Here is a 15,574-nt window from a genome sequence, read left to right as displayed (position 1 = left end):
CGCGACGATCATCCATCCGGGGGGCGGGACGCCGGTCAGGGGGTGCCGGTACGGCCGTCGACGGCGGCCGGGGTGGCCGTCTCGTCGCGCAGCCCCGTCCGCAGGGTCTCGGTCATCAGGTACGAGCAGCCCATCGACACCAGTGCGATGAACGCGACGTACCCGGCGACCGCGTAGAGCGACCCGGTCCAGGCCACCAGCGCGGTGCACAGCAGCGGCGCGACCCCACCCAGGATCGAGGCGATCTGGTAGGCCAGCGACGCCCCGGAGTACCGCATCCGGGTCGAGAACTGCTCCGCGAAGAACGCCGACTGCGGTCCGTAGACGGCGGACCGGCAGGCCTGCACGACGAGCCCGCCGAGGATGAACAGCCACACGTTCGACGTCGAGACCAGCCAGAAGTACGGCACCGCGAACAGCGCCAGGCACCCCATCCCGGCCAGGAACATCGGCCGTCTCCCGAGCCGGTCCGACAGCAGCCCGAACAGCAGGATCATCGGGATGTCGGACAGCGACAGGAACGCGTTCGCGGTGAGGATCGTCGTCCGCTCGTAGGCGAGCTCCTGGGTGGCGTAGGTGACCAGCCAGACCGAGCCGACGTAGAACGTCGAGTTCGTCGCGAGGAACGACCCGGCGGCGAGCAGGATCTCCTTCGGGTAGGTGCGCAGCGCCTCGACCACCGGCATCCGGTTCGCGGACTTCTCGTCCATCGTCTTCTGGAACACCGGCGACTCGTGGACGCCGAGCCGGATCCACATGCCGACGCCGATCAGCGCGATGCTGCCGATAAAGGGCACCCGCCAGCCCCAGGCCAGGAACTGCTCGTCGGTGAGCACCGCCGACAGCACGGCGAAGGTCGCCGTCCCCATCACCAGGCCGAGCGGGACGCCGACCTGCGGCCAGCTGCCGTAGTACCCGCGGCGGTGCGCCGGGGCGTGCTCGACGGCCATCAGCGCCGCCCCGCCCCACTCACCGCCGACACCGAAGCCCTGCAGGAACCGCAGGGTCACCAGCAGGATCGGCGCCCAGATGCCGAGCGTGTCGTACCCCGGCAGCAGGCCCATGCCGACGGTCGCCGCCCCCATCAGGAGCAGCGAGTACACGAGCATCGGTTTCCGGCCGACCCGGTCACCGAAGTGCGCGAACACCGCGCCGCCGACCGGGCGGGCGATGAAGCCGACCGCGAACGCGCCGAACGCCGACAGCGTGCCGGTCAGCGGATCGACGGACGGGAAGAACACCTGGCCGAACACCAGTGCGGCGGCCGTGCCGAAGATGAAGAAGTCGTACCACTCGATGGTGGTACCGATGAGGCTGGCGGTGGCGACCTTGCGGGACGACCGGAGCGCAGGTGCTGCGGGCTGTCCCGGCGACGCCGGCGGGACGGTGGCGGACATGGCCGAGGACGGTATGTCCGCGCCCGGATCATGTCGAGATGCACGGCTGATCCTGTCGCAGCGGGTCGCGATGCTGTCGATCGGCGTACACGCCGCGTCAGCGGTTCGCGGACCGGCCCGTCAGCACCCCCGCGACGAGCAGGACGACGAGCCCCGCGAGCGGAACGACGAGCAGCCCGGTGCGCAGCTCGGTGGCGTCCGCGATCACGCCGACGACCGGGGGAGAGGCCAGGAACCCGATCCGCATCAGCCAGGTGACGACGGTCAGCCCGGTGCCCGGGGCGAGGCCGGGCAGCGCGTCGGCGGCCGTCATCGCGGCCGGGACCAGCGTCGCGACGCCGAACCCGGCGATCCCGAACCCGGCGATCGTGCCGGGCACCGTCGGGAACGCCAGCGCGAGTCCCATCCCGGCCAGCACCAGCGCGCCACCGGTCCGGGCGACCAGCCGTTGCCCGAAGCGGTCCACCATCCGGTCGCCGAGCAGCCGCCCGACGAACTGACAGCCCTGCAGCGCGACGAACCCGAGGCCGGCGACCGCCGCGCCTGCGCCCAGCCCCTGGAGGTACACGGCGGCCCAGGTGGCCCCGGAGTCCTCGACGAGGGTCCCCGAGTTGGCGATCACGCCGAACACGAGCAGCAGCAGCACGGTGCGCCCGGCGAGGCCGGCCCACGGACGCCGCGTCCGCCCGGTGGCGGCGGGCTCGTCCTCGTCGGCCGGGCGTTCGGTCTCCTCCGGGCCCGGCAGCAGCAGCGGGTACACCGAGACGGCGATCAGCACCGACAGCAGCGACGACAGGCCCAGGTGCAGGCCGAGCGGCACCCCGGTCCCGGCCGCCGCCGAACCCATCAGCCCGCCGGTCACCGCCCCGACCGACCACACCGCGTGGAACGAGTTGAGGATGGACCGCCCGTACCGGCGCTGCACCCGCAGACCGTGCGCGTTCTGCGCCACGTCGACGACGGCGTCCGCCGCGCCCACCAGGAACATCGCGGCGGCGAACAGCCCCCACGACGGGGCGAACGCCACCAGCACCACGCCGACCGCGATCGCGGCCATCCCGAACGACGCGACCCGCGACGAACGGAACCGGGCGATCAGCGCGCCCGCCGTGAGACCCGCGAGCAGCGCGCCGAACGGCATCGCGGCCACCGCGACGCCCAGCTGGGCGTTGCTCAGCCCCAGGTCGTCCTTGATCTCCGGGAACCGCGGCAGGAGGTTCGCGTAGACGAGCCCGTTGGTGAGGAACACCAGCCCGACGCCGGCCCGCGCGCGTCGCTCGGTCCGTCCGGGTGGCGGCGCGGTCGTTCGTCCCGTCACGGCACCGATGATGCAGGACGCACCGGGCGGCCCCGCATCCGGTTTTCCCGGGCGGTCACCCGCGCATCGAGTTGATCCTCCCGGCGGTGCGCAGCGCGCCGGACATCCCCTTGTAGGCGCCGCTGCGGGCGCCGTCGCGCAGGTTGCGCAGCTGGGCGCGGCGCTCCCGGCCCGCGCTGCTCCACGCCAGCAGCGACCGGCCCCACGAGTCGCGGGCGAGCTCCTTCGCGCCGGCCTCGCGGGCCAGCAGCGACCAGCGGTCGCCGAAGTCGTCGAGCCCGTCGCGGTAGGCGAACACCGCGGGCCGGATGTAGGCCAGGCCCGGGTGCTTGCGGCGCATCGACGGCGCGTACTCGGCGATCACCTTGTCCAGGCACTCGAAGCGGCGCTGGCGGTTCGAGCTGATCGACCCGGCCCGCATCAGGCGCATGTCGAGCAGGAACCGGCGGGTGCCCCACATCAGCGGGTAGTTCGACCCGGCCGCGATCCGCAGCCACATCTCGAAGTCGACGGCCGAGGGCAGCGACGAGTCGAAGCCGCCGACCTGGTCGAAGCAGGCCCGTCGGATCATCAGCGAGCTGCCGTTGTGCGGCGGGTTGTTCTCCACCAGCTGCTTGTCGATGTCGACGACGCCGGAGGGCTGCCAGCGCAGCGCCACGACCTGCCCGCTCTCCAGCATCACGCGGGTGTGGCAGTACGCCATGCCGACCCCGGGCGGCGCGGTGTACATCGTCTCGAGCATGTGCCGCAGGAACTGCGGGTGCCAGCGGTCGTCGCCGTCGAGGAACGCGACGAACGGGGCGGCGCTCTCGGCCAGTGCCCGGTTGCGCGCGGCGCCGGACCCGCCGTTCTCGACCTGCAGGAGCCGGATCCGGGGGTCGCGCTCCGCGCGGGCCCGCACGATCTCGGCGGTGTCGTCGGTCGAGCCGTCGTCGACGATCAGGTACTCGAAGCGTGACTCGGTCTGCGCGAGCACGGAATCGATCGACTCGCCGATCCACGGGCCCACGTTGTAGGCAGGGGTGATCACCGTCACCAGAACGTCGCGGTTCCGCACGATCGGCACGTTATCAAGACTCCCTCGGGATCACGCTCGGCCGATACCACCCCGGGCGGACGGACGAACAGGTGTGACGCAGCGGCATGGCCGACGCCGGCCGCTGGGCCGACGAGGTGACCATTCCCTGCAATTCACAACGGATCCCGGCTCCGGAGGGTTACGCCCCCCGCGGCGAAAGCACCGTCCGGTGCGGTGACCGGGCGTCACCGGACCTCCGCGGGGTGCGCCGAGCGGCGCACGCTATCGTCCACAGAATGTCGTTCGACGCCCGGGTGATGCTGTCCCGCCGGCTCCGATTCCTGCCGCACCGCGCATTCGCGATCATGCACCATGCGCTGTTCCAGGGTGAAATATCGACGCTGCGGAAACCGAGGACCTACGCGCAACTCCTCGCGAAGAAGAATCTCGGTGAACAGTCCGAACTCGTCCACATCACGGCGGACAAGTACCGGGTGCGCGAGCACGTCGCCGACCGGATCGGGGCCGAGCACCTCATCCCGCTGGTCCAGGTCGTCGAGCGCGCGGAGGACCTCGACCTGGAGGCACCGCAGCAGCCCTACGTCGTGAAGGGCACCCACGGCTGCGACATGACGATCCTCGTGCCGCACCCGGCCGCCGCCGACCACGCGAAGATCCGTTCGGCGGTGGCCCGGTGGCTGAACACCGACTTCTTCCGGCACGGCTGGCGGGAGCGGCCCTACGAGGGGCTCACCCCGCGGGCGGTCGTCGAGGAGATGATCGGCGACGGGACGGGCGCGCCGAACGACTACAAGTTCTTCGTCTTCCACGGCGAGCCGGCGATGGTCGTCGTCGACCAGAACCGGTTCGTCGCGCACACCTCCACGATGCTGCACCCCGACTGGGTGCCGTTCCGGATCGCCGGGCGGTTCGCGCAGGCGGAGGCGCTCCCGGAGAAGCCGGCCTGTTACGACCGGATGCTGGAGATCGCGCGCACCCTCGGCAAGGACTTCACCTTCGCCCGGATCGACCTCTACGACGTCGACGGCCACGTCTACTTCGGCGAGATCACGCACAACCCCGGCGGGGGCCTGGTCCGGCTGCGCCCGCGGGCGTTCGACCGGGCACTGGGGAACCTGTGGCGCCACGGCACCCCGATCCCCGAGAAGTTCATCGACCGGGCCGCCGCGACCCGCTGAGCGGCTCCGGCCCGCCCGGGCCGGAGCCCGTCGGTCCTCGCCGGCCCGTCAGTCCTCGACGCGGGGGAACTCGTGGGTGCGCTCGTCGGGGCCACCGATCGGGCGGGTGTCGTCGTCCGCCGGGCGGGTCGGTGGGGCCGGCCGGCGCAGCCAGCGGATCACCGACGGGGCGAACACGATCGCGAGCAGCAGCTCGCCGGCCAGCCATGCCCAGCCGACGGCGTCGACGCCCAGCGTGGGTGCGAGCAGCGGGATCCCGCCGAGCACGATGGTCGCGTGCACGAGCTGCTGCACGGCCAGCCCGCCGGTGCGGTTCGCGAGCCGGGACTTGGTCATCCACAGCGTGACGACGACCCGCGGGAACATCGACACCATCAGCAGCTGCAGCACCAGCGTCGAGTTCTCGACGTACTCCGGTCCGTAGAACCACAGCAGCAGCGGTGCCGCCAGCCCGATCACCACGGCCGAGGGCAGCACGATCACGCAGATCCGCCGCAGCACGGCCCGGGCGAACACGTGCGCCCGCTCGGGGTCGCGCGCACCCTCGACGACCAGCGCCGAGGTGATCGCGACCGACAGCATGCTCATGGCGAGGAAGACGGTCTGGGCGGGCAGCAGGAATGCGCTCGCCTGCTGGCTGATCACGATGACGACCAGGACCGGCAGGAACGACGACATGGCCTGGTTGAAGACCTGGCCGAGGTAGTCGCCCGCCATGTAGCGGCTCAGGGTCCGCCGGTCCGGTGCGCCCGCGTCGGCCATCGCCGCGGACTCCTCGGAGTGCCGCGGGAGCAGCCGCCGGGCGATCAGCAGGGCGAAGGGCACCAGCATGGCGATCACCGGTGCGGACCACGACGTGAACACGCCGTCCTCGACGGCGAGCAGCGCCACGACCACGAGCAGGCCCAGCTTGACCAGGCCGTAGACCCCGTTCTTGAGCACCACCCACATCGCGGAGCGCAGCCCGGTGAACATCTGGTCCTGCAGGCTCCAGATCGACCAGGCGGCGGTGGAGACGACGAACCAGGCACCGAACCCGGGCGCCACGTACAGCGGGTCACCGGGCGCGTAGGCGAGGTGGCAGTAGATCATCGCCCCGGCCGAGCCGAGTACGGCCGTGCCCGTCGAGATCGCGTAGGCGAGCCGGACCAGCGACGCCGAGTCGCGCCCGGCGGTCGGCAGGAAGCGGACGATCGCCTGGCCGAAGTTCAGCGAGGTCAGCACCGAGATCATCATCATGAGGTTGACCAGGGCGTTGCCCCGGCCGACCTCCTCGGTGGTGAACACCCGCGCGGCGAAGATCCAGTACAGCAGGCCGAACCCGGAGTTGACGATCGTGTTCAGCATCAACGCGTAGGCGTTGCGGTACAGCGGGTTGGCCATCTCCCGGCGCGCCGAGCGCACGCGCCCGGCGACCACGGTCCCGACGCTCACCGGTCACCCGCCCCGCGGGGGGCGCGTCGGATCACGGCGTTGCTGGTGTGCACCACCCGACCACGCTAACCGTGACGCTCCGGGGTCGGCCGTTCGGGTGCGCGCAACCGGCCGGGTCGCGCCGCACCGTGCCCGACCCGGGCCGACCTCGGGCGCCGTCCCCTGTGGAGCGGCCCGGCACAGCACACCCGATCGGGTACCGCAAGTGCTGCGCTACGGTCCCTCCGTTGGAGTGAAGCGGTGAACCGGAGGGGGTTCGCGTGCGTATCGCGTGCGTAGGAGGGGGGCCCGCGGGCCTCTACTTCGCGATTCTCGCCAAGTTGCGGTCCGGTGGCCGCGACGAGGTCGTCGTCCACGAGCGGAACCGGCCCGGCGAGACACACGGCTTCGCCGTGACCTTCGGCGAGGACCTGCTCGACGACGCGTTCCGGAACGATCCCGACGGCGGGCAGGCCCTGCGCCGCGCCGCGCGGTTGTGGAACGCCCAGGAGATCCGCGTCGGTGACGCCCGGCCGGTGCACGTCGGCGGCAAGTACGGCTACTCGATCGCCCGGGTGGAGCTGCTCGACGTGCTGGCGCGCCGGGCCGAGCAGCTCGGGGTCGACGTGCGCTACGCGGCGCCGGCCGGCCGTGAGGACGTCGACGCCGACATCGTCGTCGCCGCGGACGGGATCTCCAGCAGGCTGCGGACCCGGCGGGCCGAGCACTTCGGCACGACGATCGACGAGGGCACGAACCGCTACATCTGGCTCGGCGCGGACAGCGACTCGGACACCTTCGTCTGGGACTTCCAGCGGACCGACGCCGGGTGGATCTGGATCCACCTCTACCCGTCGTCCAACGGGCTGAGCACCTGCATCGTCGAGTGCGAGCCGGACACCTGGACCGGCCTGGGGCTGGACACCATGGCGGCGGACGAGGGCGTCCGCATGATCACGTCGCTGTTCCCGCGGACGCTGGGCGGGCACCGGCTGGTCGAGCCGCCGGGCGGGCTCGCCGAGAAGCCCTGGCTGCGGTTCCGCGAGGTCCGCAACCGCACCTGGCGCGACGGCGATCTCGTCCTGGTCGGCGACGCCGCGCACACCACGCACTTCGGCATCGGCTCGGGCACCGTGCTGGCGATGCAGGACTCGCTGGCGCTGGCCGACTCCCTCTACGGGGCCCCGGGCAGCCCGCGGGACGTCGTCGAGCTGGACCGGCCCGACGGCCGCGGCGCCGCACTGGCCGCCTACGACGCGCGCCGCCGTGCCGTCGTCCGCCCGGTGCAGGACGCCGCCCGCCGCAACATGCAGTGGTTCGAGCAGGCGGGCCGGCAGCTGGAGCAGGTCGGTGACCCCGTCGAGTTCGCCTGGTCGCTGACCGACCGGCGCGGTGACATGGGCCGGCTGCACTACCAGCTGCACAAGGCCACCCAGATCGGGCCGCTGCGCCAGGTGCGCCGCGGTCTGACGACCGCCCGCCGGGTCCGCCGTGCCGCGCTCCGTGAGGGGAGCAGCCGGCCGTCCGGCGAGAGTCACGGACAGTGACCATCAGGGGGCGGTGCCCCGCTCGCCGTCTCCCGATCACGGTCTCGTAACGTGCGTCCGGACGGTCGCCGGACGGATGCCGATTGGGGTCTTGCGTGAAGATCGTATGTGTCGGCGGTGGGCCCGCCGGGCTCTACCTGTCGATCCTGGCTCGCCTGTGGTCCGGTGGTCGCGACGAGGTCGTCCTCGTCGAACGCAACGCACCGGGCACGGCGTCCGGCTTCGCCGTGACCCTCGGTGAGGACATTCTCGACGAGCTCTACCGGACCGATCCGGTCGGCGCCGACCGGGTGCGGGCCGCCGCGCACGTCTGGGACTCGCAGGTCGTCGAGATCGCCGGCCGGACGGTGCACCTCGGCGGGCGCTACGGCTACTCGATCGGCCGCTCCCGGTTGCTGGAGGTGCTCGCCGAGCGGGCCCGCCAGGTCGGGGTCCGGCTGCACTTCGAGACGGCGGCCGCCGCCGACGGTGACACCGCGGCCGACCCGCTCACCGCGGACGCGGACGTCGTCGTCGCCGCGGACGGGGTGGGCTCGGCGATCCGCCAGCGCCGCACGGACGCGTTCGGCACCCGGGTCGCGCACGGCGCGAACCGCTACGTGTGGTTCGGCACCACCAAGGCGTTCCGGCCCTTCACGTTCGCCTTCGAGCGCACCGCGGCCGGCTGGATCTGGTTCCACGCGTACCCGGCCGCGGACTGCGTCAGCACCTGCATCGTCGAGTGCACGCCGGAGACCTGGACCGGGCTCGGCCTCGACGCGATGGACCCGCAGGAGGCGATGCGGTTCCTGGAGCGGATCTTCGAGCGCTCGCTGGACGGCCACTCGCTGATCGCACCGCCCGGCATGGGTGCCTCGCCGTGGCTGACCTTCCGCGAGGTCCGCAACATGTCCTGGCGGGACGGCGGGGTCGTGCTCCTCGGCGACGCCGCGCACACCACGCACTTCGCGATCGGCTCGGGCACCGTCCTCGCCGTCGCGGACGCGATCGCGCTGGCCGAGGAGCTGTACCCCGGCGGGCTGCCCGGCACCGACGACGTCGAGGCCGCGCTCGCCGGCTACGACGCCCGGCGCCGGGCGACGATGGCGCCGATCCAGCGGATGGCCCGGCGCAGCATGGAGTGGTTCGAGACGGTCCCGCAGCGGCTCGACGGCACCGACCCGATCGACTTCGCCTGGTCGCTGCTGGACCGCCGCGGGGACCAGGGCCGGCTGCACCGCCGCCTGCACGACATCACCCAGATCGAACCGGTCCGCGAGGTCCGGCGCCGGCTCACCACCGCGCGACGGGTGCGGCGCGCCGTCGGGCGGGGCGAGATCGGCCGGTCCCAGGCCCCGTCGGAGCTCCTGAACGGCTGAGGCCCGGGCCTCAGGCCGGGGTGTCCTCCTCGGCCTCCCGGCGGTCCCGGGCCAGGAACGAGTGCTTCCGGCCGTAGAACGCGTAGACGACCAGCCCGAGGACCAGCCAGCCGACGAACCGGATCCAGGTGTCGAGGTTGAGGTTCAGCATCAGGTAGAGGCACGCGACGGCGGTGATCGCCGGGACCACCGGCGAGAACGGGACCCGGAACGGGCGGTCCAGGTCCGGACGCCTGCGTCGCAGGACCGGGACCGCGATCGCCACGATGATCATCGCCGAGAGGGCGCCGATCGAGACCATGTCGGCGAGCGCGGTGATCGGGGTGAAGGCCGCGATCACGGCGCAGACGGCGCCGCCGATGATCGTCATCCGGTGCGGGGTGCCCCAGCGCGGGTGCGCCGTCCCGATCGACTCCGGGAGCAGGCCGTCCCGGCCCATCGCGAACCCGATCCGGCCGATCGTGACCAGCTCGACCATCATGACCGACGTCAGGCCGGTGACGGCGCCGATCGCGATCAGGGCGCCGATCCACTGCAGCCCGACCGACGAGAAGGCCGCGGCGAGGGGAGCACCGGTGTCGATCTCGGTGTAGGGGACCATCCCGGTCAGCACCAGCGAGACGCCGACGTAGAGCACCGCGCAGACGGCGAGCGCGCCGAGCAGGCCGATCTTCAGGTCGCGGTCCGGCCGCTCCGCCTCCTCGCCGAGGTTGGCGAGTGCCTCGAACCCGGTGTAGGCGAAGAACACGACCGCGGCGGCGGTGAGCATGCCGCCGACGCCGAAGACCGTCGGCTCCAGCCCGAACACCCCGGAGATGATCGGCTGGGTGAACACGGTGCCCCCGCCCTCGGGCGGCTGGGCCGGCGGGACGAACGGCGTGAGGTTGTCCGGGTTCACGTAGAACGCGCCGATGCCCAGGATCAGCACGCACACCGCGAGCTTCACGAGCACGAGCAGGTTCGTCAGCCGGGACGACTCCCGGATACCGGACACGGCGACCGCGGTGAGGACCGCGATGATCGCGACGGCGCCGACGTTCACCGTCGCGTCCTCGCCGAACCAGGCGGCCGGCAGCCCGAACAGCTCGGCGAGGTAGCCCGACCAGCTGCGCGAGACGACGGCGAGGCCCAGCCCGAACTCCAGCAGCAGGTCCCAGCCGATGATCCACGCGAAGACCTCACCGAGCGTCGCGAACGCGTAGGTGTAGGCCGACCCGGCGGTCGGGACCGAGGAGGCGAGCTCGGCGTAGCAGATCGCGGCCAGGCCGGCGACGACGGCGCCGACGAGGAACGACAACGTGACGGCCGGTCCGGCGTGCTGCCTGGCCTCCACCCCGGCCAGGGTGAAGATCCCCGTGCCGATGATGATCCCGACCCCGAACCCGACCAGGTCGCGGGCCTTCAGCGTGCGTCGCAGATCGCTGCCGGACCCGTCCCCGGTGCGCGCCAGGATCCGTTCCACCGGCATCGTGCGCGTCCATCCCACCCGACATCCCCCGTTCGCTCGACTGTTGCGTGACGGTATGCCGACCGGCCCCCGCACGCCGGACGGGCCCGGGACGGTGTCCGGATCATCACGCGGTGTCCGGTGGCGGACGCTGTCGGTGATCGTTCCTGATAATCCTGTGTGAACGTTCCGTGCCCGCTGTCCGGAACCCCCCGGGCCGCGTCACGATCGGGTGGTATCGGTGTCCCGCGCGGCGTCCCCGCCGCCTGCCGGTCGGGAACGGGGGAGCGGTGCCCCGAGGTCGCCTACGGACCTGTGCCGGCGTCCTGGCCGTGGTCGTCGCGGTCACGACGCCGGTCCTCGTGGCCGGTGGACCTCCGTCGCCCGGGCCGGTCACGGTCGGTGCGGCGGCCGAGGCGCCACGGGTCGCCGGGCCGGTGGCCCCGGCCGGGCTCGCCGGGGCGCTGAGCGGTGTGGAGGCCGTCGACGTCGTCACCCGCCCGCCCGGCTCGGTCGCGGTGTCCCGCGCGGACGAGGACGGCCTGGCACTGTCCTGGGCGCTGCTCGACACCGCGACGGGGGAGTGGACCGGTTCCGCGGACGCCGCCGAACGCCGCACCGAGGCCGAGTCGACGATCAAGGCATGGCTCGCCGCGGACACCCTGCGCGCCGCGGCGGAGGCCGGCCGGCCGGTCACGGCGGCCGAGCGCGCCGACATCACGGCCGCCGTCCGTGCCAGCGACGACGACGCGGCCGAGCGGCTCTACCGGCGGCTGGGCCGGGACGCGAGCACCGCCCGCCTGGACGACGAGTGCGGGGTCGAGGTGTCGACGTCGCGCCGGGGGTGGTGGTCGTTCACCCAGCTCACCGCCGTCGACGCGGCCCGGATCCTGGCGTGCGTCCGCGACCGGGCACCCGAGTGGCCGGGTGGCGGCGACCTGCTCGCCGACCTGGCCTCGATCACCCCGGACGGCCGTTCCGGGATCGGTGCGACCCTGCCGGGCCCCGTCGCCGAGAAGAACGGCTGGACGCTGCACGGCGTCGGGACCTGGAACGTCAACTGCGTGCTGGCCTGGGAGGACCGGGCGCTCGCGGTGCTGCTGAGCTATCCGGCCGACCGGGGCGTCGAGCACGGCTGGGCGGCCTGCCGCGACGTCGCCGACGACGTGCTGGCCGTCGCAGCCGGCTGAACCTCGGGGCCCTCCCCGTTTCGGCGCGGCGGGCGCGGGGAAACCACCTCGGCGTCCGTCCCCGACGAGAGGTGACCCATGACCGGCTTCTTCGGCCCGGGCGACCCGCGTGGGCCCGTCCACCGGATCGACCTGACCCGCCTGATGAGCGCGGGCGCGCGGGAGATCATGGCCCGCGCCGCGCAGGAGTCCGTGCAGCGCGGGGACACCGATCTGGACGCCACGCACATCCTCCTCGCGTGCGCGCGCAGCGAGACGACCCGGCGGTGGATCACCCGGGCAGGCGGCGATCCCGACGCCATCGCCCGCACGCTGGAGGAGCGGCTCCCGCGCCCCGGGGCCGAGGTCGACCCGAGCCGGCCGCCGTCGCTGACCCCGTCGGCGAAGCGCGCGCTGCTCGACGCCCACCAGGTCTCGCGGTCGCTGGGGTCCACCTACATCGGACCCGAGCACCTGCTGCTGGCCCTCGCCGCGAACGAGGAGTCCGCGGCGGGACGGCTGCTCGCCCGGTCCCGGTTCAGCCCCGGCTCGATGACCACCGGTGGCGGCACCCCGGCCCCGCAGGCGGGGCCGGCGGGCGGCGCGACGGCCGCGGAGCAGGAGCCGACGTCGACCCCGACCGTCGACCAGTACGGCCAGGACCTCACCGTGGCCGCGCGCGGCGGGCGGCTGGACCCGGTGATCGGCCGCGAGGAGGAGATCGAGCAGACGATCGAGGTCCTGTCCCGGCGGACCAAGAACAACCCCGTCCTGATCGGCGAGGCGGGTGTCGGCAAGACCGCCGTCGTCGAGGGCATCGCGCAGCGCATCGCGGACGGCGAGGTCCCCGACACCCTGCGCGGCCGCCGGGTCGTGCAGCTGGACCTGGCCGGTGTGGTCGCGGGCACGAAGTACCGCGGCGACTTCGAGGAGCGGATGCGGACCCTGATCGAGGAGATCCGCGAGCACTCGAACGACCTCGTCGTGTTCATCGACGAGCTGCACACCATGGTCGGCGCCGGTACCGGCGGCGGCGAGGGCGGCGGCGCGATGGACGCCGGCAACCTGCTCAAACCCGCCCTGTCCCGCGGCGAGCTGCACGTCATCGGCGCGACGACGCTCGACGAGTACCGCCGCTACATCGAGTCCGACTCGGCCCTCGCCCGCCGGTTCCAGCCGGTGCTCGTGCCGGAGCCGTCGATCGAGGACTCCGTCGCGATCCTGCGCGGGCTGGCGGACCGCTACGAGGCCCACCACCAGGTGCGCTACACGCCGGAGGCGCTGCGCGCCGCGGTCGAGATGTCCGACCGCTACGTCACCGAGCGTTTCCTGCCCGACAAGGCGATCGACCTGCTCGACCAGGCCGGCGCCCGGGTGCGGCTGCGTACCCGCACGCCGACCGTGGACCACCGCGAGATCGAGCAGCAGATCGACCAGCTGACCCGGGACAAGGACCAGGCCGTCGCGCACGAGGACTACGAGCGGGCCTCGCAGCTGCGCGACGAGATCACCGTCGCCCGGGACAAACTCTCCGCCGACCCGGCGGACCCGCAGGGCAAGGCGCCGGTGGTCGGCGTCGACGAGATCGCCGAGGTCGTCTCGCGGGCGACCGGCATCCCGGCCACCCAGCTCACGGAGGCCGAGCGGGACCGGCTGCTGCGGCTGGAGGACGAGCTGCACCGTCGCGTCGTCGGTCAGGACGCGGCCGTCACCGCGGTCGCCGAGGCGATCCGGCGCTCGCGCTCCGGTCTCGGGGACACCGACCGGCCGGTCGGCAGCTTCCTGTTCCTCGGCCCGACCGGCGTCGGGAAGACCGAGCTGGCACGGGCGCTCGCCGTCGCGCTGTTCGGCGAGGAGGACCGGATGGTCCGCCTCGACATGAGCGAGTACGGCGAGAAGCACACCGTCGCGCGGATGGTCGGCGCCCCGCCCGGCTACGTCGGGTACGGCGAGTCCGGCGAGCTCACCGAGGCCGTCCGCCGCCGGCCGTACTCGGTGCTGCTGCTCGACGAGGTCGAGAAGGCGCACCCCGACGTGTTCAACACCCTGCTGCAGGTACTCGACGACGGCAGGCTCACCGACGGCCAGGGACGCACCGTCGACTTCCGGCACACCGTGATCATCATGACGTCGAACGTCGGGTCCGAGCTGATCACCGGGCACGGCATGACCCTCGGGTTCGGCTCGGCGGCCTCGCAGGAGTCGACGGCCTCCGAGCGCGAGGACGCGGTGCTCCGCGAGCGGCTCACCCCGCGGCTGCGCGAGGTGTTCCGGCCGGAGTTCCTCAACCGGATCGACGAGACCATCGTGTTCCGCAGGCTCGACACCGAGCAGCTCACCGAGATCACCGGGCTGCTGCTCGACGACACCCGGGAGCGGCTCGCCGCCCGCGAGATCGGCTTCGAGATCTCCGGCGAGGCCGTGCGGCTGCTCGCCGAGCGCGGCCACCAGCCGGAGTTCGGGGCCCGTCCGCTGCGCCGGACGATCCGGCGGGAGCTCGACAACCCGCTGTCGTCGATGCTGCTGGACGGCCGGATCGGCCCCGGGACGACCGTCCGGGTCGGGGTGCGGGACGGCGAGCTGGAGATCGAGGCCGCGGCGTAGTCCACCCGTCCCACCGGTCAGGTGCCGATCAGCCGGAGCCCCATCCGTTTAGACATGCGAATACGTGCATGTATAGGGTGTCGTGCATGGGTCACGGACACGGTCACGGCGGGCAGCCGCACGGCGGCCACGGGCACGCCGGTGCGGGGACCGACCGGCGGCGGCTGGCGGTCGCGCTCGGCGTCACCCTGGTGACGGCGGTGCTGGGCGCGGCCGGGGCGGTGCTCACCGGCTCGCTGGCACTGCTCGCGGACCTCGGGCACCTGCTGACCGACGCCGGCGCGCTCGTCGCCGCGCTCATCGCCACGATCCTCGCGGCCCGGCCGGCGACCGCCCGGCGGACCTACGGGATGGGCCGGGCGGAAGTGCTGGTCGCGGCGCTGAACGCGCTGACGCTGGTGGCCGTCGTCGTCTGGGTGGCGGTCGAGGGCGTGCAGCGGCTGTTCGAGCCGGTCGAGATCCCCGGCGTCCCGCTGCTGGTCATCGGTGCGCTCGGCCTGGTCGGCAACCTGGTCTCGCTGGCCGTGCTGTCCGGCGGGGACCGCGGCAACATGAACATGCGCGGCGCCATGCTGCACGTCCTCGGCGACGCGCTCGGCTCCGTCGGCGTGCTCGCCGCGGCCGTGGTGCTGATGACGACCGGCTGGCCCTGGGCCGACACCGTCGCGTCGCTGTTCATCGTCGCGCTGATCCTGCCGCGCGCGGTGTCGCTGCTGCGCGAGGCGGCGCACGTGCTGCTGGAGGGTGCCCCGAAGGGCGTCGACGCCGACGAGGTCCGCGACGCACTGCTCGCACTGCCCGGGGTCACCGAGGTGCACGACCTGCACCTGTGGGCGATCAACGACCGGACCCCGGCGATGTCGGCGCACCTCGTCGTCGCCGAGGAGCACTCCGTGCACTGCGGGGACGCGTCGGTGCTCGACACCGCGACGCACGTCCTGCGGGAGCGGTTCGGGCTGGACCACTCGACCCTGCAGGTCGAGCACGCGGCCCACGTGGGGCACGAGAACCACTGCGGCTGAGGACCGAGCGCCTCGGGGCGTCCGGGAGAACGGTGGCCGTCGTGCCCCGCCGGTCCCTGCGCTGGAATCGCTGCGCGAGGAA

At 72.9% G+C, this 15,574-nt stretch carries 11 protein-coding genes; 6 read left to right on the top strand and 5 right to left on the bottom strand.

Annotated elements, in window-relative coordinates; all coding sequences use genetic code 11:
- Positions 1 to 35: 35 nt before the first annotated feature.
- The 3 genes from AD017_RS01520 to AD017_RS01510 form a co-directional block, all read right to left on the bottom strand.
- Positions 36 to 1,397: an MFS transporter gene (locus AD017_RS01520; RefSeq protein ID WP_060572414.1), complete on the bottom strand. Its 1,362-nt coding sequence runs from the start codon at positions 1,395 to 1,397 to the stop codon at positions 36 to 38.
- A gap of 97 nt (positions 1,398 to 1,494) precedes the next feature.
- Positions 1,495 to 2,715, bottom strand: coding sequence for an MFS transporter (locus AD017_RS01515; RefSeq protein WP_060572412.1), 1,221 nt, complete (start codon positions 2,713 to 2,715; stop codon positions 1,495 to 1,497).
- Positions 2,716 to 2,770: 55 nt separating this feature from the next.
- A complete protein-coding gene (locus tag AD017_RS01510; protein ID WP_168170484.1) occupies positions 2,771 to 3,772 on the bottom strand; it encodes a glycosyltransferase family 2 protein in 1,002 nt (333 codons plus the stop codon).
- Between the two features lie 257 nt (positions 3,773 to 4,029).
- Between AD017_RS01510 and AD017_RS01505 the strand changes: the two genes are divergently transcribed.
- Complete coding sequence (locus AD017_RS01505; protein ID WP_010240318.1) at positions 4,030 to 4,932, top strand: ATP-grasp fold amidoligase family protein; 903 nt, start codon at positions 4,030 to 4,032, stop codon at positions 4,930 to 4,932.
- Positions 4,933 to 4,980: 48 nt separating this feature from the next.
- Here the strand turns inward: AD017_RS01505 and AD017_RS01500 are convergent, their stop codons facing one another.
- Positions 4,981 to 6,366: a lipopolysaccharide biosynthesis protein gene (locus AD017_RS01500; protein ID WP_010240316.1), complete on the bottom strand. Its 1,386-nt coding sequence runs from the start codon at positions 6,364 to 6,366 to the stop codon at positions 4,981 to 4,983.
- A gap of 260 nt (positions 6,367 to 6,626) precedes the next feature.
- Here AD017_RS01500 and AD017_RS01495 point away from each other — a divergent pair, with 260 nt between their 5' ends.
- Positions 6,627 to 7,892, top strand: a complete 1,266-nt coding sequence (locus tag AD017_RS01495; RefSeq protein ID WP_029239896.1) for an FAD-dependent monooxygenase — start codon at positions 6,627 to 6,629, stop codon at positions 7,890 to 7,892.
- A gap of 95 nt (positions 7,893 to 7,987) precedes the next feature.
- Positions 7,988 to 9,250, top strand: coding sequence for an FAD-dependent monooxygenase (locus tag AD017_RS01490; RefSeq protein ID WP_060572408.1), 1,263 nt, complete (start codon positions 7,988 to 7,990; stop codon positions 9,248 to 9,250).
- A gap of 10 nt (positions 9,251 to 9,260) precedes the next feature.
- Here the strand turns inward: AD017_RS01490 and AD017_RS01485 are convergent, their stop codons facing one another.
- The gene (locus AD017_RS01485; RefSeq protein ID WP_227012632.1) at positions 9,261 to 10,736 is read right to left on the bottom strand and encodes an amino acid permease; all 1,476 of its coding nucleotides are present in this window, start codon (positions 10,734 to 10,736) and stop codon (positions 9,261 to 9,263) included.
- Between the two features lie 293 nt (positions 10,737 to 11,029).
- Here AD017_RS01485 and AD017_RS01480 point away from each other — a divergent pair, with 293 nt between their 5' ends.
- The 3 genes from AD017_RS01480 to AD017_RS01470 all read left to right on the top strand — a co-directional run bounded on the left by AD017_RS01480 (position 11,030) and on the right by AD017_RS01470 (position 15,492).
- Positions 11,030 to 11,887, top strand: coding sequence for a hypothetical protein (locus tag AD017_RS01480; RefSeq protein ID WP_060572405.1), 858 nt, complete (start codon positions 11,030 to 11,032; stop codon positions 11,885 to 11,887).
- A 78-nt stretch (positions 11,888 to 11,965) separates the two neighbouring features.
- Positions 11,966 to 14,470, top strand: a complete 2,505-nt coding sequence (locus tag AD017_RS01475) for an ATP-dependent Clp protease ATP-binding subunit (RefSeq protein WP_060572403.1) — start codon at positions 11,966 to 11,968, stop codon at positions 14,468 to 14,470.
- Positions 14,471 to 14,556: 86 nt separating this feature from the next.
- On the top strand, positions 14,557 to 15,492 hold the full coding sequence (locus tag AD017_RS01470; protein ID WP_010240302.1) for a cation diffusion facilitator family transporter: 936 nt from the start codon (positions 14,557 to 14,559) through the stop codon (positions 15,490 to 15,492).
- Positions 15,493 to 15,574 lie beyond the last annotated feature (82 nt).

The sequence above is a fragment of the Pseudonocardia sp. EC080619-01 genome (genome assembly GCF_001420995.1).
Taxonomy (GTDB): Bacteria; Actinomycetota; Actinomycetes; order Mycobacteriales; family Pseudonocardiaceae; genus Pseudonocardia.
This window is presented reverse-complemented; position numbering and strand designations above follow the sequence as displayed.